This window comes from Halovenus marina (genome assembly GCF_051414115.1).
GTDB lineage: Archaea > Halobacteriota > Halobacteria > Halobacteriales > Haloarculaceae > Halovenus > Halovenus marina.
Map to the genome: position 1 here is coordinate 1,358,973 of NZ_JBLKNZ010000001.1, position 18,957 is coordinate 1,377,929.

General features: G+C 62.5%; 19 protein-coding genes and 1 tRNA gene. 10 read left to right on the forward strand and 10 right to left on the reverse strand.

Features of this window, described 5'->3' with window-relative positions:
• Positions 1-27 precede the first annotated feature (27 nt).
• From ACMGFL_RS06875 to ACMGFL_RS06890, 4 genes are all read right to left on the reverse strand, one after another.
• Positions 28-282: an HAH_0734 family protein gene (locus ACMGFL_RS06875; RefSeq protein WP_436934794.1), complete on the reverse strand. Its 255-nt coding sequence runs from the start codon at positions 280-282 to the stop codon at positions 28-30.
• A gap of 82 nt (positions 283-364) precedes the next feature.
• Entirely contained in the window at positions 365-640 is a 276-nt protein-coding gene (locus tag ACMGFL_RS06880; RefSeq protein ID WP_436934795.1) for a hypothetical protein, read from the reverse strand.
• A gap of 60 nt (positions 641-700) precedes the next feature.
• A complete protein-coding gene (locus ACMGFL_RS06885) occupies positions 701-1,309 on the reverse strand; it encodes a DUF4397 domain-containing protein (protein ID WP_436934796.1) in 609 nt (202 codons plus the stop codon).
• Between the two features lie 271 nt (positions 1,310-1,580).
• Entirely contained in the window at positions 1,581-2,663 is a 1,083-nt protein-coding gene (locus ACMGFL_RS06890; protein WP_436934797.1) for a Na/Pi cotransporter family protein, read from the reverse strand.
• A 138-nt stretch (positions 2,664-2,801) separates the two neighbouring features.
• Here ACMGFL_RS06890 and trpD point away from each other — a divergent pair, with 138 nt between their 5' ends.
• Genes trpD through trpG form a run of 4 tightly spaced genes read left to right on the forward strand, consistent with a single transcriptional unit; the run spans position 2,802 to position 6,677 of the window.
• Positions 2,802-3,803: an anthranilate phosphoribosyltransferase gene (gene trpD / locus ACMGFL_RS06895; protein ID WP_436934798.1), complete on the forward strand. Its 1,002-nt coding sequence runs from the start codon at positions 2,802-2,804 to the stop codon at positions 3,801-3,803.
• Positions 3,800-4,441: a phosphoribosylanthranilate isomerase gene (locus tag ACMGFL_RS06900; protein WP_436934799.1), complete on the forward strand. Its 642-nt coding sequence runs from the start codon at positions 3,800-3,802 to the stop codon at positions 4,439-4,441. Before trpD ends, ACMGFL_RS06900 begins: the two co-directional genes overlap by 4 nt.
• A gap of 2 nt (positions 4,442-4,443) precedes the next feature.
• On the forward strand, positions 4,444-6,057 hold the full coding sequence (trpE, locus tag ACMGFL_RS06905) for an anthranilate synthase component I (protein ID WP_436934800.1): 1,614 nt from the start codon (positions 4,444-4,446) through the stop codon (positions 6,055-6,057).
• Complete coding sequence (gene trpG, locus ACMGFL_RS06910; protein WP_436934801.1) at positions 6,054-6,677, forward strand: anthranilate synthase component II; 624 nt, start codon at positions 6,054-6,056, stop codon at positions 6,675-6,677. The genes trpE and trpG overlap by 4 nt, the downstream gene beginning before the upstream one ends.
• A gap of 25 nt (positions 6,678-6,702) precedes the next feature.
• Here the strand turns inward: trpG and ACMGFL_RS06915 are convergent, their stop codons facing one another.
• Complete coding sequence (locus ACMGFL_RS06915; RefSeq protein ID WP_436934802.1) at positions 6,703-6,906, reverse strand: DUF8029 family protein; 204 nt, start codon at positions 6,904-6,906, stop codon at positions 6,703-6,705.
• Positions 6,907-7,437: 531 nt separating this feature from the next.
• Between ACMGFL_RS06915 and ACMGFL_RS06920 the strand changes: the two genes are divergently transcribed.
• Both ACMGFL_RS06920 and ACMGFL_RS06925 read left to right on the forward strand, forming a co-directional pair.
• Positions 7,438-10,587 (forward strand): adenosylcobalamin-dependent ribonucleoside-diphosphate reductase, encoded by a 3,150-nt coding sequence (locus ACMGFL_RS06920; RefSeq protein ID WP_436934803.1) that lies wholly within the window; start codon positions 7,438-7,440, stop codon positions 10,585-10,587.
• 30 nt (positions 10,588-10,617) lie between these two features.
• On the forward strand, positions 10,618-10,755 hold the full coding sequence (locus ACMGFL_RS06925; RefSeq protein ID WP_436934804.1) for an HVO_2523 family zinc finger protein: 138 nt from the start codon (positions 10,618-10,620) through the stop codon (positions 10,753-10,755).
• Positions 10,756-10,761: 6 nt separating this feature from the next.
• On the opposite strand, the gene ACMGFL_RS06930 is transcribed toward ACMGFL_RS06925, so the two are convergent.
• Positions 10,762-11,421 carry a TVP38/TMEM64 family protein gene (locus tag ACMGFL_RS06930; RefSeq protein WP_436934805.1) on the reverse strand — a complete coding sequence of 220 codons (660 nt, stop codon included), beginning with the start codon at positions 11,419-11,421 and terminating at the stop codon, positions 10,762-10,764.
• Positions 11,422-11,537: 116 nt separating this feature from the next.
• On the opposite strand from ACMGFL_RS06930, the gene ACMGFL_RS06935 reads away from it, so the two are divergent.
• Entirely contained in the window at positions 11,538-11,930 is a 393-nt protein-coding gene (locus tag ACMGFL_RS06935) for a DUF5830 family protein (protein WP_436934806.1), read from the forward strand.
• Between the two features lie 16 nt (positions 11,931-11,946).
• Here the strand turns inward: ACMGFL_RS06935 and ACMGFL_RS06940 are convergent, their stop codons facing one another.
• Entirely contained in the window at positions 11,947-12,999 is a 1,053-nt protein-coding gene (locus ACMGFL_RS06940) for a DUF7115 domain-containing protein (protein ID WP_436934807.1), read from the reverse strand.
• 86 nt (positions 13,000-13,085) lie between these two features.
• Positions 13,086-15,239 carry a phosphoribosylformylglycinamidine synthase subunit PurL gene (gene purL, locus ACMGFL_RS06945; protein WP_436934808.1) on the reverse strand — a complete coding sequence of 718 codons (2,154 nt, stop codon included), beginning with the start codon at positions 15,237-15,239 and terminating at the stop codon, positions 13,086-13,088.
• Between the two features lie 157 nt (positions 15,240-15,396).
• On the opposite strand from purL, the gene ACMGFL_RS06950 reads away from it, so the two are divergent.
• Complete coding sequence (locus tag ACMGFL_RS06950) at positions 15,397-17,238, forward strand: SLC13 family permease (RefSeq protein ID WP_436934809.1); 1,842 nt, start codon at positions 15,397-15,399, stop codon at positions 17,236-17,238.
• Between the two features lie 267 nt (positions 17,239-17,505).
• Here ACMGFL_RS06950 and ACMGFL_RS06955 read toward each other — a convergent pair.
• Positions 17,506-17,580, reverse strand: a tRNA-Glu gene (locus ACMGFL_RS06955).
• Between the two features lie 154 nt (positions 17,581-17,734).
• Here ACMGFL_RS06955 and ACMGFL_RS06960 point away from each other — a divergent pair.
• The gene (locus ACMGFL_RS06960; RefSeq protein ID WP_436934810.1) at positions 17,735-17,911 is read left to right on the forward strand and encodes an HVO_0416 family zinc finger protein; all 177 of its coding nucleotides are present in this window, start codon (positions 17,735-17,737) and stop codon (positions 17,909-17,911) included.
• Positions 17,912-17,992: 81 nt separating this feature from the next.
• Here ACMGFL_RS06960 and ACMGFL_RS06965 read toward each other — a convergent pair whose 3' ends face one another.
• Positions 17,993-18,427, reverse strand: coding sequence for a hypothetical protein (locus ACMGFL_RS06965; RefSeq protein WP_436934811.1), 435 nt, complete (start codon positions 18,425-18,427; stop codon positions 17,993-17,995).
• Between the two features lie 131 nt (positions 18,428-18,558).
• Here ACMGFL_RS06965 and ACMGFL_RS06970 point away from each other — a divergent pair, with 131 nt between their 5' ends.
• Complete coding sequence (locus tag ACMGFL_RS06970; RefSeq protein WP_436934812.1) at positions 18,559-18,906, forward strand: ArsR/SmtB family transcription factor; 348 nt, start codon at positions 18,559-18,561, stop codon at positions 18,904-18,906.
• Positions 18,907-18,957: the final 51 nt, after the last annotated feature.

Consider the following 18,957-nt stretch of genomic DNA (forward strand, 5'->3'; position numbering starts at 1 on the left):
CGGGACGTTCACGGGCGTGCGCCGTCGTCAGGTTGCGGCTTCGATGACCTCGATGTCCTCGGCATCCACGTCGTCGACATCCAGGTGAAGGGGGATGAACTCCCGGCGCTCGTAGGCCTCGCGTTCGTCGACCGAACCAATAGTACACCACAGCTGTGGCCGGTCCGGCCCGTTCCACTCACCCTGGCGGTTGATGCCGAAACAGACGTACTCCTCCCCCTCGAATTCGATCGTCGCACCCTTTCGGATGCCGGGGTCGCCGCGGATGATGAGCTTTTGCATGTCACGACGTTCGACGTTCCCGTTCTTAATGACTTCGGAGTTGCGACTGTTTGGAATCGCCTGCCCCCATCGAACGGATCCGTTATCGTCGCGCCGGCTGATCGTCTCCTCGCTGCTGGGCGTCCACTCGCTTCTGGTCTTCGACGACCTCCTGCTGTGCCGCGAGTGCCCCCTCGTCTTCCATGCTGGCCACCTGCTGTGCGGCCTCGGTGCTGTTCATCCCATGTGCAAACAGCACCGACGCGTCGAGACGGGAGGGCATGAATCCGCCCTCGTCGTTCTCCGCCTCGTCTGACTCTCCCGACTCAGACTCGCTCCCGAACAGCCCCGCGAACCACCTGATCAGACCACGAACCATAGAGAGTGTGCGTCGACGAGCCGCATAAAGTTTCGGCTGACGCACACGTTCAGCGCAGGTTCAGTCGTCGGCCGCGATCTGCATCATCGCATCTTCTGCGAGGATTGCATCCAGCGAACCGTCGCTCACCTGGCCGATGGCGATAGCGGTGTACGCCGTACCGCCGTCAAACGAGATGTCATCGAGTGCGAGTGCGACATCGTCAGAGCCTGTGGGCCGGACCTCGAGGTCGTACGTCCCATCGTCGACGGCTTCGTAGTCGCTTGCTTCACGGAAGCCGATGCCCGCGAACAGTTCCGGGCCGCCCGCGACGCTGATCGATACGTCCGGAGCGTCGGGTGATGTGTGGATGAGTCGGACGTGTGCCTTGTCAGATGGCACCTCGCCGGGTTCGTCCATGAGAACTGTCGGCTCGATGTCTTCGAGCATTCCCGTCGCAAGGACGGTGTACGCTGTTTCGTCTTCCAGATCGAGGCTCGCCTCGATGGCCGCGTCACCGCCGCCGGACGGGACGACACGAACCTCGTGTTCGCCAGCGTCGAGCGTCGCGTAGTCACTCAGGTCGCCAAACGCTACGTCTTCGAAGGCAGGTGATCCGTCAACCAGGATGTCGACGTTCGGTGCATCTGGACAGCAGTGTCCGATACGGACGCGAGGGTTTTGTGGCATAACCAATCAACCATACGGGGGCTACTCGGTTAGTTATGCAGCGGTTCATTAGACGTAACGGCGTCTTTCCAGACCGGTGTCAAAATTGTCAGTCGCTACCGTTGACGAACAAAATGCGTACAGCGCTATTGTGTGGCCGTAAGGATAGCTTGCGTCTGTATTGGCGACCTTATTTTCGAGTCTGTGATTCCAAGTCGTCACGAGTCCGCCGAACGTTATCGTGTCACACCGACCAAACCACCAGATGGTACTGCCGAGTGCGGCTGTGAAATTAGGGGAGCAAAACCAGCAGAAGCGGAAAAACGACCAGCGAGGCGAGAAACGCGATCAGAGACCAACGGTCGGCGAGAAGACGGGTCTGGACTGTCTCGATGACCCGGAAGTACGTCGAGAACCACACCAGCGTTCCGGTCGTGATGACCGTCGCGACAGCGATGAGCGAGAGCACGACGGACAGACCGCTCGGAGATTCCAGCAACACAGCGATAACGGCCGTATCGAAGAGTGTTCCGATATTGGCACCCAGCACGTAGGGAACGACCTCCCGCCGCTTGAGGTAGCCGCGATTGTAGAGCGGGACGACCACGCCCACCGAGAACGCGACGCTGGTCGTCACGCCGGTGATGAGAACGCCCAGTGCGAACGCCACCCACTTGTGTCGAAATCGACGAAAGAGCCGCGTGCGGAGCCAGTCAGTGCTGATCCGCTTGAGCATCCGGTCGAAGAGCGTGAGGCTGGCAAACAGCGCGAGAAGTGCCACGACCAGCGCAATCCCGATACCGACGGTATCGACAATTGCGCTCGTGGCTGGTGCGAACACCAACAGCGGGTGAGCGGCCACCTCCACCCGTTCACTGGCACCACCGAACCCCGTCTGAAGCGTCGGCAACAAAAGAGAGCCGAGAGCGGTTGCCGGGAGATAGACCGAGTGTGACACGAGAAATGTCAGCACTCCCAGCCGGGTGGCATCGCTGAACGAGTAGCGCCGCTTCTGAACGTAATCGAGCGCCCCGATCAGGAGCACGATAGCGGCACCCCCGAGCCGTGACCCGGCGAGCATCACGAACAGTTGTGTGGCCGTGAGTATCCCCGACTCGAACAGCGAGACAGCGAGGGCCGCCACGACGGACCCGTTCGTGAGCGCGTACGTGGCGAGCCAACTCGCGCCCAGCGCCTGTCCGCTCCCGTCGACGTGGCGTCTGAAGAAGCGTTCGAGCGGAACGGCTCCGGCCTCTGTCGACGCACTTAGCAACTGAACCGCGAACAGAAAGAGCAGGATCGAACCGAGTGCACCGACGACTACCGGAGTAGAGTTCCGTACGCGCGCAAGTGTGCTCTCGCGGTTCGAGTCCACCGTACTCTATCCGTCCAGTCTCGCGACAGGCGCAAAAAGCTACGCCGACGGAGCTGGAACGACCCCGTCGAGACGACACGCTTAAGTTAGTGTACGGAGTTGTTCATTACAGAACGATATAGTTCACTGGTGTTCACTATGCAGGAGTACATCGAACGCGTGACAGACGGTGCGGATCTGACACAGGACGAGGCGAGAGCGGCCTCGACGGCGGTGTTCGAGGATGCGACCGAGGCACAGATCGGCGCGTTGCTCGCCGCGCTCAGAGCGAAAGGCGAGACTGAAGCCGAAATCGCCGGGTTCGCCGAGGGGATGCGCGAGGCGGCCCGAACGATCGAACCCGACCGCGAGACGCTCGTCGACACCTGTGGGACCGGCGGCGACGACTACAACACGATCAACGTCTCGACGACGAGCGCCATCGTCGCCGCGGGGGCAGGCGTTCCGGTCGCCAAGCACGGAAACTACTCGGTGTCTTCCTCCTCCGGCAGCGCCGATGTTCTCGAAGAGGTCGGCGTCGAAGTCGAGGCAGAACCGCCAGCGGTCGAGTCAGCGATCGAAAGCGACGGGATCGGGTTCATGCTCGCGCCGGTCTTTCACCCGGCGATGAAGGCGGTCATCGGGCCGCGGAAGGAACTCGGAATGCGAACCCTGTTCAACGTGCTCGGGCCGTTGACGAACCCGGCGGGCGCGGACGCACAGGTCGTCGGCGTCTACGACCCGGAACTCGTCGAGACGCTCGCCAGCGCGCTCGCGCGGATGGACGTCGACCGGGCGCTCGTCGTCCACGGGTCGGGGATGGACGAGATTGCCGTCCACGACGAGACGACCGTCGCCGAAGTCGACGGCTCCGAGATAGAGACCTACACGCTCACGCCAGCGGAACTCGGCCTTGGCCCGCACAATATCGAGGCAGTCGCGGGCGGAACACCTGAAGAAAACGCCGCAGATATGCGCGGCATCCTCACCGGCGAGGTGACCGGCGCGAAACGGGACATCATCCTCGCGAACGCGGGCGCAGCGATCTACATCGCTGGTGAGGCAGACTCCATCGCGGCAGGGATCGAGCGCGCGGCCGAGAGCATCGACTCGGGTGGCGCAGAAGAAAAATTGGAGCAACTCAGCGGAGCGCGGGTATGAGCTACACTCGGGTCAAGATCTGCGGGCTGACGCGTGAACAGGACGTGGAGACGGCGGTAGCGGTCGGCGCTGACGCAGTCGGATTCATCGTCGATGTTCCGGTGGACACGCCACGAGAACTCCCGGCAAAGCGTGCACGGGCGCTCGTCGATTCCGTTCCGCCCTTTGTCACGACTATTCTCGTCACGATGCCCGACAGCGTGCAGACGGCAGTGTCGCTGTACGAACGCGTCGGGGCCGACGCGATTCAGGTTCACGGCGGGTTGTCGGCAGAGCATCTCGGCGGCCTGCGCGAGCGCATCGACGGCCACCTCGTCGCGACGGTCGATACCGAGACGCCAGACATCGACGAGTACGCGGCGGCCGCGGACGCATTACTGGTGGACTCGACCGATGAGACGGGCGGCGGCGGAACGGGCGAGACGCACGACTGGAAACAGTCTGCAGCGCACGTCGACCGACTCAACGTGCCGGTCGTACTCGCGGGCGGACTGACGCCCGACAACGTCGCCCGCGCTGTCGAGACAGTCGACCCGTTCGGCGTCGACACGGCGAGTGGCGTCGAGTCGAGCGGCGGACAGAAAGACCCGGACGCAGTTGCGGCGTTCGTCGAGAATGCACGGAGGGGATCAGCGTGACGATGCTCGAACGAACACGCGAGGAGTTCGTCTCGCTGGCCGAGTGCGAGCGTCCCGCCGTCGTCCGAACGGCCGCCCAGATCGACGTCGACATCGAGCCACTGGAGACCTATAGCGCGGTGACAGGGCGCACCACTGAATCGGAGTTTGGCGAGTACGCCTTCCTGCTCGAAAGCGCCGAGAAGGTCGCATCGAGCGACCCGGACGGAGCATTTGCGCCCAAAGGGAGCGACCGCCACGCACGATTCTCTTTCGTCGGATACGACCCTGCGGCGGTCATCACCATCGAACCGGGTAGCACCGAAGTCGACGTACTCTCGGACCGATACGAGGGACTCATCGAATCCGGATCCGGGGATACGCTCGACAGACTTCGTGGGGCGATGCCGGACGTGAAACGTCAGGGCTTCCCAGAGCGCGACCGCCACAAACTGGACGGCGGTCTCGTCGGCTTTCTGGGCTACGATGCGGTGTACGACCTCTGGCTCGACGAGGTCGGACTCGACCGCCCGGAGTCGCGCTATCCGGACGCCCAGTTCCTGCTCACGACGAAGACGCTCGTGTTCGACCACTCAGAGGAGACCATCTCGTTCGTGTTCACGCCTGTGGTCCGAGCGGAGGACGACGCGGGTGCGGTGTACGACGAACTGGCCGCCGAAGCCGAGCGCGTCAGTTCGCTTCTCTCCGACGCCGACGACATCGAGACTGGCGGATTTCGCCGCGAGCGAGAGCGCGCAGGGCCTCGCGACGAGTACGAGCGAGCGGTCGCAGAGACCAAAGAACACGTCTACAGCGGTGACATCTACCAGGGAGTTATCTCCCGGACGCGCGAACTCTACGGGTCGGTCTGTCCGCTCGGTCTGTACGAGTCGCTGCGAGAGGTCAACCCGTCGCCGTACATGTACTTGCTCGAACACGGCGACCGAATTATTGTCGGTGCCAGCCCGGAGACGCTGGTCTCGGTCGCCGACCGGCACATTGTCTCGAATCCAATCGCGGGCACCTGTCCGCGCGGGACGAGTCCCGTCGAGGACCGGCGACTCGCTGGAGAGATGCTCGCAGACGGGAAAGAGCGCGCCGAACATACGATGCTCGTCGACCTGGCGCGAAACGACGTGCGCCGGGTCGCACAGGCAGGCAGCGTCCGCGTCGACGAGTTCATGAACGTCCTCAAGTACTCGCACGTCCAGCACATCGAGTCGACGGTGACGGGAACGCTCGACGAGGAGTACGACGCCTTCGACGCCGTGCGAGCGGCTTTCCCCGCGGGGACGCTCTCGGGCGCCCCGAAGATCCGGGCGATGGAGATCATCGACGACCTCGAACGGACGCCGCGTGGCCCATACGGCGGCGGCGTCGGCTACGTCTCCTGGCAGGGCGACGCGCACTTTGCGATCATCATCCGGTCTGCGACAATCGAGAGTGACATCGACGCCCCTGAGTCGAACCGAGTTACGGTTCGGGCCGGTGCCGGAATCGTCGCGGACAGCGACCCTGCCGCGGAGTACGAGGAGACCGAGGCGAAGATGGACGGCGTGCTGGTCGCACTTGACCGGCTGGAGGCGGAGACAGTCGAGGACGAACAGGAGCAAACAGCGGGGAGGGCAACGGAATGAGTAAACAGCACGCGGCAGACGAAGCCGACACCGCCGACACTCAACAGCGGGTGCTGTTCATCGACAACTTCGACTCCTTCACCTACAATCTGGTCGAGTACGTCAGCGAACACGCAGACACCGAGGTGATGCGAAATACAGCGTCGCTCGACGCTGTCGAGTCGTTCGATCCGGACGCCATCGTCATCTCACCCGGACCGGGCCATCCAAAAAACGAGCGCGACGTCGGCGTCACACTCGACGTGCTCCGAGAACTCAGCCCCGACGTGCCGACGCTCGGGGTCTGTCTCGGGCTAGAATCGGCCGTCTACGCCTACGGCGGAACGGTCGGGCGCGCGCCGGAACCGATCCACGGCAAGGCATTTCCCATCGACCACGACGGCGCGGGCGTCTACGAGGGTCTCGACCAGGGCTTTCAGGGCGGCCGCTATCACTCGCTGGTCGCGACAGAGGTTCCGGACTGCTTCGAGGTGACGGCGACGACGACAGTCGACGGGACGGAACTCGTCATGGGAATTCGCCACCGCGAACACCCCATCGAGTGCGTGCAGTTCCATCCCGAGTCCGTGCTGACCGCTGTGGGACACGACATCATCAGAAATTTCCTCAACCTGGAGTGACCTGTCTGGGCGTTCGAGAACGCGTTCAAAAGACGCCGAACTGAAATCCGAGTTCCGCGAGTACCCACAGCGTCCCGACGATGATTAGACCGATGATGATCACCTTCTTTGCCAGCGCCAGAACGAACCGAGCGACGATAATCGCCACAACGAGAGCGAGTAACACGAGTAACAGCTCTGGCGGCGTCTCCAGCGGACCGACCTGCAGTACCCCGACGAGTGGATTCATACTGATCGTACTCCTGTCGAACGTATATACATTCTGGCAGGCAACCGCCCGACCGACAGTATGCGCCGTTTATCCGCACAGCTAGTCCGTTCCGGAGGCACTTTGGTCCCGTTTCCGACACGTCCATCACCCGGCTAATATACCTTTTCTGTTAATTCTTCCGAGGCATCTCATCCAGACCGCGAGCGGGTCGGGAAACAGTTCGATCTCCACCCGAAAACCCCCCAGTATTTCCACTCCGAACACACAGACAGCGAGCGGGTACTGTAGCTTAGTTTCACTTCCACTCCGGTATACTCAGCGTTAAGAACGGCAGTGCCGTTAGTAGTAGTCGCGCGAGCGACGCCCCTGCGGGCGCCGAAGGAACGACCAATTCACATAAAAGTGACAACTTTATCGAGACACCCAAATGTACACACGAAAGGATTATTGTGGCCGAACTCGAAACAGAATTCCGTCACAAATGATAGGATCAGGAGCAAGCGAGACACGAGCAGATGGAGGACAGATCGCCGTCCGGGGTGAGCGCGTATGAGCAGCGAGCTTGGTGCGGGCGAGCTTTCACTACCGATCAAACGCACTGAAGGAGACACGCTCGAAGAGCGGCTGACCGGAAACGCCTACCACAATATTCTCCCGGCGCGCTATCTCAGGAAGGACGCGGACGGCAACGTTGCCGAACAGCAGGAGGAACTGTTCGAGCGCGTTGCGAAAAATATTGCACTCGCCGAGGCTGTCTACGAGGCGGACAACCAGGACACGGAGATTTCAGTCACGCCAGACCAACTCAAGCCCGACCATCCGCGCCGTGACGAACTCGCGGCCGAGGTGTTTGGAACAGGCGTCACCGCCGACGACGACGTCGAGACGAAACTGACCGAATACAACGTCAACAAGTTCGCATACGAGACTATCGTTTCGGAACTGCCTGCGGACATCCGCGACCACGTCGAGACTGTCGCCGGGGAGTTCCAGAACGCGATGGAGCGGCTCTCCTTCATGCCAAACAGCCCGACGCTGATGAACGCGGGCGACGAACTCCAGCAACTCTCTGCCTGCTTCGTGGACTCACCAGCGGACGACATCGACGATATTCACCAGACTGCCAAGGAGGCCGCACAGGTCTTCCAGAGCGGCGGCGGCATGGGCTATGCGTTCTGGAAGCTTCGACCCTACGGCGATCCGGTCGGTTCGACCGGCGGCATCGCGAGCGGCCCGATCACCTTCATGCGTACCTACGACCAGATGTGCGAGACCATCGCACAGGGCGGGGCCCGACGCGGCGCGCAGATGGGCGTCATGCGCGTTTCCCACCCCGACGTCATCCAGTTCATCCACGCCAAGAACAAGGACGTCTCGCTTGCGAACACGCTCAGACTGAACGACCCCGACGACTTCACGCACAATTCCTTTGCCGAAGCGCTCGAAGAGGCCCGCGAACTCATCGACGACGAGGGGCGCGTCCCGGAGCATCTCCGGAACGCCGTCGAAGGCCATCTCTCGAATTTCAACATCTCCGTTGGTATCACTGACCGCTTCATGGAGGCGGTCAAAAACGACGAGGAGTACACCTTCACGAACCCCCGAACCGGCGAACCGCATATTGCGACGGCGGAGACCAAGGAACTCTACGATATGTTCGGCCTCGGCGAGCACGTCGAGGTTGGAGAAGTACTCTCGGTGCCCGCAAATCTCGTCTGGGAGCGCATCGTCGAGGGCGCACACGAGAACGGCGAACCCGGCGTCATCTATCTCGAACGGGTGAACAAGAAGCATTCGTTCGACGTGGAGGAACACCCAGACCACCGGATTCTGGCGACTAACCCATGCGGTGAACAGCCACTCGAAGAGTACGAGGCCTGCAACCTCGGCCACATCAATCTCTCGACGCTCGCGGCCGAGGACGCGCCGGACTGGCGCGTCTGGGCGGAACACAACGCCGACGACTTCGCCTCGCAGGAGGACGCCATCATCGCCTTCCTCGAGGAGTCAATCGACTGGGAGGAGTTCGACCGCCGGATCGAACTCGGAACGCGGTTTCTCGAAAACGTCGTCACGATGTCTGACTTCCCGGTCGACGAAATCGAACAGACCGTCAGGGAGATGCGCAAGATTGGGCTGGGTATCATGGGATTGGCCCAGTTGTACATCCAACTTGGCGTGAAATACGGCAGCACCGAGGCAAACGAGATCGCCCGTCAGTTGATGACTCACATCAACCACGAATCCAAGTGGGCGAGTCACGAACTCGCCACCGAGCGCGGTTCCTTCGGCGAGTGGGGAAAATCCAAGTTCGCCGATCCGACCGCGTACCGCGAGTGGTTCGAGCACCACACGGGGCTGGACGCCGACGAGTGGGCCGACGGATTCGAGATCCGCAACCACAACACGACGACGATTGCGCCGACCGGGACCACATCGATGGTTGGCAACACGACTGGTGGGTGTGAGCCAATCTACAACGTCGCCTACTACAAGAACGTCTCCGACGACGTGCAGGGCGACGAGATGCTCGTCGAGTTCGACGACTACTTCCTGCGAACTCTCGAGGAAAACGACATCGACGTCGAGACGGTCAAGCAGGAGGCCCAGGAACAGATGGCGGCAAACGAGTTCGATGGCGTCGAGTCGCTGTCGACGGTGCCAGACAGTATCTCTGAACTCTTTGTCACGACCGGCGACCTCTCGGCGAAGGACCACGCGGGCGTCCAGACTGCCTGTCAGGCGGGCGTCGACTCGGCCATCTCGAAGACGGTCAACGCGCCCAACGACTCAACCATCGAAGATGCCAAAGAGGTCTTCCAGTACATCTACGACCACGGCGGCAAGGGCGTCACCTACTACCGCGACGGCACGCGCTCGAAGCAGGTGCTCACCACGCGTGCCCAGAACACCGAGTTTGCCGACGAAACCGAGGCCGCACAGGCGCTCGTCGAACAGATCGAGGAGGTCTTCGGGGGCATCGACGCCTTCGTCGAGAGCGAGGAGGTGCAGGCGGCAATCGACCAGGAGGTGTCGCAGTTGCTCGGGGCTGTCGACGGCGAAAACGAGTTCGCACAGAAGCAGGCCCGCCCGGACGTACTGCACGGCGTGACCCAGCGGATCGACACCGGCTACGGGAAACTCTACGTGAACATCAACGAGGACCCCGAGGCCGACCGACCGTTCGAGCTGTTCGCGAACATCGGCAACTCCGGTGGCTTCACCGCCTCCTTCACCGAGGCGCTCGCAAAGACCATCTCGACGGCGCTCCGCGCAGGCGTCGACCCCGAGGAGATCGCCGACGAACTCCAGGGCATCCGGTCACCGAAAGTCGCGTGGGACAAGGGCGAGCAGATCCAGTCGATCCCTGACGCGATTGGGACCGCGATGCGCCGGTATCTGGACGGCGACGTCGAGCGCGCCTACCCACAGCAGCAGACGCTCGAAGAGACCGCCGACAGAGCAGAGCAGAACCCGACCGAGGAGGAAGCGGCCCAGGCGCTCGCGGAGGCAGAGCCGAATCCGGGCGCCGAACCGGAGACTGACGGCGGCGCGAGCACGCAGCAAGCGAGTGTCGACCAGCAGCAGGAACTCATCGAGGCAGGCGAGAACCCCGAATGTCCCGAATGCGGGTCGCTCTCGCTGTATTACTCCGAGGGCTGCAAGACATGCGAGTCCTGTGGCTGGTCGGAGTGCTGACGCTACGGAGCCACACCTGACGGCGACGCAATGACAGACCATCACGCATCGGACGCAAACGGCGGCCGCCCGTGTCCGCGCTGTTCACGGCCGATGTATCGCCGTCACTGCAAGTACGTCTGTCCGGTACACGGTGTCGTCTTCGACTGTTCGGATACGTTCTATTAGGGAGTGCTACGAGTCGGCCACGGCACCGGAGAAGGCGCGACTGTACAGCGGCCCGATCAAGACGAGCGCGGCGAGTGCAGTCAGTCCGAGTAAAAAGAGCGGGCTGTACGCGAACTCGGAGACGGTCAGCGACCGCATCGACGCGCCCGCGAGCACCGCCACGGCGGCCCACGGAATCTCACCGACGACCGTTCCGAAGAAAAACGGGCCGAGCGAGACCTCCGAGAGACCGGACCCATACGAGACTGCGTCGCCGGGAATCGGTGACAGACGCGCCGCGATCACGCCGCGAGTCTCACCAGCCACATCGATGAGTTGTTGACCGGAGCCACGGATGTAACCGAAGAGTCCGGCGTCAGTTCCGGCGTACCGGCCGACCAGATACGGCGGCACACCCGTCACACCTGCACCGAGCAGCGCAATTGGGAGCGCAACGACGGGCCCATAGAGATAGCCGAGACCGACCGCAATCGAAGTGACAGGCCACAGCAGAAAGGGTCGAATCACGTAGACCGCTCCAATAGCGACGAGAAACAGCGCCGGGCGTTCTGCGAGACCTTCGAGACCGTTAATGACCGCCGACGGGGAGAACAGCATCGCGGCGACCGCCGCAACGCCGAGCAGCCCACAGATACCGCCCAGTTGCCGGTACGTCGCGGTTTGCATCAACATGATATACTCGTTCGCCCCGGCAAACCTCTTGTGGTCTGGCCGGTCGATGCACTACAGCACGAGACGAACTGTCGATAAAGGCTTTGTGAGCCGAGCGTGATGAGTCGACCGTGAGCGAGCGATCCGACCGGGAGCCCACTGACCCAGTCACGGAGACGGTCGAACTCGGCGTGGAGTTGCTCGACCATCTCGAAGACGAGACGCTGTCCCTGAAGGAGACGCTCGACCGACTGGAGACGGTGACGACGGACCCAGCACTCACCAGAGAGATACTGGACACGGCCGAGATGCGCGGCGTCATCGAGCGCACAGACGGCATCGTTCGACCGCAGGGCCGGTCGTTCGTCAGTTTTGAGGCCGACGTCGTGCAGCGCGAGGGTGAGTTCACGTGCCGGCGCTGTGGCACTGACATCTCGACAGGGCATTTCGTTCAGTTCGAGACGGCCGAACACGGACCCTTCGGCTCGTCGTGTATCCGCAAGGTAACGGGCCGAGAAAAATAGTCTCCGGGCGAACGGGCTACTCGTTCTCGCGGCGTCTGAGTTCCTCGATGAGGCGTTCGATCGTCTCGTGTTGCTGTTTCAGCAGTTCGTTCTGCTGGCCGACCGCGCGGGTCAGCTTCGAGAGTTGTGTCTGCATCTCCTCGAACTCCGCTGGATCGATGGGCGACTCCGCCGACGCAGTCTCGGACTGACTGTCCGTCTCCCGCTGTGATCCGACCTCTGATTCCGCGGCAGTGTCCGTTTCTGTGACCGAGAACTGGTCGCTCTCGTCGTCCTCGTTGTCGGCTGACTCGTCGCCCGAGGTGTCGAGAAGGGTATCCGATTCCGCGGGGTCGTCGTGCTCGGCCGAGTCGTCCGGGTCGTCGCTGACGAGTGGGGTAATCGTATCGTCGAGCGAGAGGTCGCTGGAGTCGTCCGTCTCGGGTTCGTCGTCGACACCGACGGCGCTGTTCAACTGGTCGAGCGACTCGACGTCGTGGTAGGCAAAGAGTGCCTTTTCGAGAGTATCTCTGACGACGCGTGCCTGGTCGGACGGGGCCTTAATCCGCTGCGGGCGACCGTCGACAGAGAGCACGAGTTGGGTCGCGACGCTGCCGTCCTCGAACTCCAGTCCGGTCACGCTCTCGAAGGGGTACTCTGCGAAGTCCTCGTCCCAGACGGACGCGCCGATGTGCTTGATGAGTCGTGCTTCGGTGATGACGAGCGTCAACTCGCTGAACCGGAACACGTCGACGACGCTCTCGCCGTCGTCGGTCACGTCGGAGGTGTGCAAGACGCCAGCGAGCAGTCGTTTGAGGACCGGTTCGGCCCGGCCGCTGGCTATCTTGAACGACTCCGTGCTGTCGAGATACTGTAACTCGAAGGTGGTCTTTCGCCGCCCTTCCGAGACATTCAGCCGCTCGATATCGTGGTCGTAGACAGAGACGGATTCGTCGCTCAAGATTCCCTCGGCACGGTAGAGCAAGGTTCGCGTCGGCGTGAAACAGATGAGGTCCTCGTCGCCGAGATTGACCGCCGACTCGATCTCTTCACCCCCGAGGCGTTGCTTGATCAGATCCGGAATCTCCATGTGCTGTATCTCCGCTGGGGAGGTTATAAATCCGCGGGGTCATCCGTGTGACAAAGGCAGAAGTCACGCGGCCGGTGGCCGTGCGCTCACTCCAGCGCGTCGGCAATAACGGACCGCGCCGACACAATCTCGTCTGCGTCCAGCGAAAGCGCCTCTCCGTCGACGTCGAGCGAGAGCGTCCCCGTCTCGTCGGCACTCCCGAGTTTGGCGACGGGAGCGACGCCGTCGAAGGCCTCGCGCACGCTGCGTGGGTCGGTCGTCTCGATGACGACCCGACCGGGCTGTTCGTGAAAGAGCAATTCGGCTGGCGTTCCCGGCCCGTCGAGTGAGGTATCTGCGCCTGCGTCGTCGGTCACCATCTCGGCGAGTGCCACCGCGAGGCCGCCGTGGCTGACGTCGTGTGTCGCGAGCGTCGTCTCGTCGGTTGCCACGTCGACGATAGTCGAGACCAGCCCCTTCGGGTCCTTCGGGAGCGTCGGGAACCGGTCGTCGCCGCCGAACTGACTGAGATACTCGGATCCGCCGAGTCGCGGGTCGGCCTCGCCGTCGAGCGGTCGGTCGCCGACGAGCAACAGGTCCCCCTCGCCAGCGAGGGAGAGCGTGGGCGCGTCGTACGACTCGGAGACGCCAGCGACGGCGAGCGTCGGCGTCGGTGGGATCGGCCCGGTTTCGGAGTCGTTGTACAGCGAGACGTTCCCGCCCACGACTGGGGTATCGAGGGCCGAACACATGTCCGCGAGACCATCGACGATGTCGGCGAAGCCGCCGTACACGTCTGGCTTCTCTGGGTTGCCGCCGTTCAGACAGTCGACTGCTGCGAGTGGTTCCGCGCCTTTCGCTGCGAGGTTCGTCGCGTTTTCGAGCGCGACCGCTCGCGCGCCGTCGTACGGTGCGGCGTCCGTCCAGTTGGGGTCAGCGCCCGACGCGAACGCGAGACCGACACCGGCCTCGCGGACTGCCAGAAGCGCCGCGTCGTCGCCCGGCGCGAGCGCCGTTCTGACCTGCACCTCGTGGTCGTACTGGCGGTACACCCACCGCTTCGAGGCCGTGTTCGGATTCGACAGGACGCGCTCGACTGCTTCGTCGAGGGCGACGTCCGGCAGGTCCCGACTGCCGTCGTCGGGTTCGACCATCGGCAGGTCGTTCATCGGCGCGCCCTCTCCGAGGAATTCCGCATCCACGTCGACGACTGTCTCCCCCGCGAAGGTGCAGACGTAGTTGCCGTCGGTGACGTCCCCGATGACAGACGCGCCGATGTCGTAGCGGTCGGCAATTTCCCGAACGCGGTCGACGTTCTCGGGGCGCACCTCGTAGCACATTCGCTCCTGCGATTCCGACAGGAGAATTTCGAGCGCGCTCATGTTCGGTTCGCGCTGGTGGACGCGTTCGAGTTCGATCTGTGCGCCCAGTCCGCCCTTCGCGACCAGTTCGCTGCTCGCGCCGCCAAGCCCCGCCGCACCAAGATCACGTGCAGACTCGATGAGATTCTCCGCGATCAACTGTTCGCTGGCCTCGATAAGCAGTTTCTCGGTGTAGGGGTCTCCGACCTGCACAGCGGGCCTGTCTTCGGTTTCGGCGTCCTCGGCCAGATCCTCGCTCGCGAAGGAGGCCCCGCCGAGTCCGTCGCGACCCGTGGCGTTCCCGACGAGGAGGAGTTTGTTTCCGGATTCCTGGGCCTTCGCCGTCACGAGACGGTCCACGTCGTCGATGAGGCCGATACAGGCGACGTTGACGAGCGGGTTCCCCTCGTAGTCCTCGTGGAAGGCTACACTTCCGGTGACGGTGGGGACGCCAATACAGTTGCCGTAGTGGCTGATCCCCTCGACGACGCCCTCGAAGAGATACCGGGAGTGCTCGCGGTCGAAGTCGCCGAAGTACAGCGAATCTGCGAGCGCGATTGGGTAGGCTCCCATCGAAAGCGTGTCCCGGACGATTCCCCCGACACCTGTGGCCGCGCCGTCGAACGGATCCACGTAGGAGGGGTGGTTGTGACTCTCGATGCCCATCGTGATGTAGACGTCCTCGTCATCGTCAGTCGGCAGGGCCACGACGGCGGCGTCGTCGCCGGGGCCGATGACGACCTGGTCACCCTCGGACTCGAAGGCCCGCAACAGCGGGCGCGACGAGCGGTACGCGCAGTGCTCGCTCCAGAGGTTCTCGAACAGAGCCGCCTCCGCGGGCGACGGCTCTCGGCCGAGATGGTCGACGACGAGTTCGTGGTCGGATTCGGCCAGCGCCATACCGGGGGTTTGCCCGACGCTGGCTAAAGCGCTTTCCATGTCTCGATACGGTCACCGAACGCTCTCTCCACCAGACAGCGCAGATCCGAACGACCGCGTGATCACTCTGTGACAATACCACATCTATATCCCACGTACCGTCGTTTGATCCGCCAACATGGTCGCGGGGCTCTCCGATGGTGCAGTCGTCGTCTTCGCGCTGATCGGCGTTGCGCTGGTCCTGTTCGTTACGGAACTCATCCCGAACGACGTGACTGCGATCGGTATCATCGTCTCGCTGGCGGCGCTCGAACCGATGACCGGCGTCGGGTCGCGGCAGGCAATCTCCGGGTTCGCGAACACCGCGACGATCACCATCGTCGCGATGTACATGTTGAGCGCCGGGATCCAGCAGACCGGTCTCGTCCAGCGACTCGGACTATCACTCGCCAGATTCACCCGCGGCAGCGAGACGCGCGCACTGGCTGCGACAGTGCTCACGACCGGCCCCATCGCCGGGTTCGTCAACAACACGCCGGTCGTCGCCGTTTTCATCCCGATGATCACCGATCTGGCCGAGAAAAGCGGCGTCTCCCCCTCGAAACTCCTGTTGCCGCTTTCGTATGCGGCCATCCTCGGCGGTACGCTGACGCTCATCGGCACGGCGACGAACCTGCTCGCGAGCGAGTTCGCCGCGGAGTTGCTCACTCGCGGTCCGATCGGGATGTTCGAGTTCACGGCGCTGGGCGTCGTCATTCTTATCGTGGGCATCGCGTATCTCATGACTGTCGGACGGTGGCTGACGCCAGCACGGATCCCGGCCGATGCGGATCTCGTCACGGAGTTCGATCTGGAGGACCATCTCACGCAACTGCGTGTCAGGCGCAACTCGGCGGTGGTCGGACTCTCGGTCGACGAACTCGAAGCACAGATGGAGTCACAGGTTCGCATCCTCCGGCTCCGACGCGCGGATGCGGTCTTTCTCGCCAGCGAGACGGACCAGCGCATTCAGGCGGGTGACATTCTGACTGTTCACGGCAGCCTGCAGGCGGTCAACGCCTTCCGCGAGAACCAGGGGTTGCGACATCTCACCAGAGCGGACATCACAGAAGAGACGTTCGCCGAGACGCCGGGCGCAGATATCCTCGCAAAGGCGGTCGTTCCCGAGGCGTCGCGGTTTGTCGGCGAAACACTCGCAGAGACACGGCTCGAAGAGTTTCACCAAACGACGGTGCTTGCGATCCGGCGCGAGGGGACCCTGATTCGAACCGGTCTCGATGAGATACGGCTGCAGACAGGCGATCTGCTGCTCGTCCAGACGGTGCCCGAATCAGTGCAGTACTTTACCGATACGGGGGCACTGCTGGTCGTCGAGGAAAGCACGTACACTCGCTTGCTCGAAGCGGAGCTCGAGGAAACCGCCCCGCTGTCTTCGAAAACGCCGGTCGCGATTGCGATCATGGCTGGCGTCGTCGGGGTGGCAGCACTCGACGTGCTCCCGATCGTGATCGCCGCGCTGGGCGGTGTCTTTCTGATGATCGTCACTGGTTGTCTGTCGACCGCGGACGCGTACGATTCCGTCTCCTGGAACATCGTCTTCCTGCTCGCGGGCGTGATTCCGCTGGGGATCGCCCTCGAAGCGACTGGCGGGTCGGAGGTGATTGCCGACGTGCTGGTGGCGACCGACGAGTATCTGCCCCTCGTCGCGGTGTTACTGCTGTTTGCTATCGTGACGGGCCTGCTTGCCAACGTCATCACGCCAGTTGCGACTATCGTGTTGATGATCCCGGTCGCCGTCGACGCGGCGATGGAACTCGGCGCAGAGCCGTTTTCGTTTCTGCTCGCCGTGATGTTCGCCTCCGCGACGTCGTTCATGACGCCCGTGGGATACCAGACGAACCTGATGGTCTACGGCCCCGGCGGCTACGAGTTCACCGACTTTGTGCGGGTCGGCGCACCCCTGCAGTTCCTGCTCGCTGGCGTCACGACCGTCGGTATCGTGCTTCTCTGGGGACTGTGAGTTCCCTCGCCGATACTCGCGGCTCCCGACTACTGCACACGACAGTCTCACAGGTCGTGTCTCATACTGTCGGCTGTAAGTGCGTAAAAATATTCGCCACCCGGGGTGGCGAATTATTTTCGAGATGGTACAGCCGACAGTATCAAAAGAATGCTCGGTCAGGGATTTGAACCCGGTGCCAGACGTGCTCACTTCGGTGCGCGTCCGGCGTGGTTCAAATCCAGCCACTGCGCGCTTCGCTCACTCGCAAAAACTCGTTCGTTGGAGTGCTCGGTCAGGGATTTGAACCCTGGTCTTCGGCTCGAAAGGCCAAAATGATTGGCCGGACTACACCAACCGAGCGTGCTCTGCGAGCATTTTGTCGTGTGGCCTTCACCGTTATAAATCCCTCTTTTTCTCCCCGATAGCGTGCGGCCCGCCCACGTATATCATGGGAACCGACAACAACCGTCAGTACCACTAAGTATATATGGTGGTGTGGCATAGCATACCATGTATGGCTTCCGCATCGGGTACGGACGACATGTTCGATGAGTTTCTCTCCCAGCGTGGACACGAAACCGAGAGCGTCGGCTGGGACGAGAACTATAACAAGCTACAGTGTCCCGAGTGTGGCGGATTGCACGAGACAGGATCCACAGAGTGTGGGGTCTGTGGCTGGACGCCAGTATAACCGCTGATCTTCCCGTTTTCGTTCGTGTTGTCGAGCGTGGTCTCGCGCCGAGAGAGTGACGTACTGACAGAGCGCCGTCGGTCAGTATCTGACGGGACCGCCGCGGTCGGTCGACTCGGGCAGGTGAACCTCGGCGGCAGTCAGATCTGAGACGAGTTGTTCGACTGCCTCCGGACAGTGTTCGGCCGTGAGCGACTCGCCCTCGACGAGGACTTCACAGCAGTCCTCGTTGCCCTCGGGCGGTTGTTCGTCGGGGGCGTACTTGTGTGACGCTCGCATCACGAACCGCGCCTGATCGCCGTCACCGGCAAAGACCCACATCCGAAAATCGAGCGGTTCCGGGTGCTGGTCGACGACGTAGGTGTCCGGCACAGTCGTCGACTGCTCGGCGTCGAACATCCAGACGCGGAAGTCCTCGTTGACCCCGTCCGGCTGTTCGTCCGGAGCGCGGGGTGCTGGCTCGCCCGGCGGGATATCGTTGTGCTCCCTGTAGCTGTCCATGTCGACGTCGGTCATGCCTACGCGTTCGAGATTGGCGAATAAAGGTTGTGCGTTCGCGGACAGGCGACGGCACAGCCACAGACGATCAGGCAAAATCATCGAAGATACCTCGAAAGTGCTTTTGTGTCCGGCCGCAAATCCCCGGTGTGGACGACCGAAGCATCGAGGAAGTTCTCGACACCATCGGCGACCAGCACGCGCGCCGCGTGCTGGCCGCGATCAGTCGAGAGCCGAAATCGGCGAAGGAGCTCGCTGAGGAGTGTGACCTGTCACTCCCAACGGTGTATCGTCGCATCGAATTGCTCGAAGAACACGACCTGGTCAGCGATCGGACCCTCGTCGCGGACGACGGGAACCACTACAAGGTCTACGAATCCAACTTCGAGAGTACGGTTATCTCACTCGAAGACGACGAGTACCGAGTCCGGATCTACCGCGAAGAGAACCTCCCGGACCGGTTCAGCAAACTCTGGGACGAACTCCACAGCGAATGAGTCGCGGTTCGTATCAGTAGCCACGTTTATTATAGCGGTTCGTGTATGCAC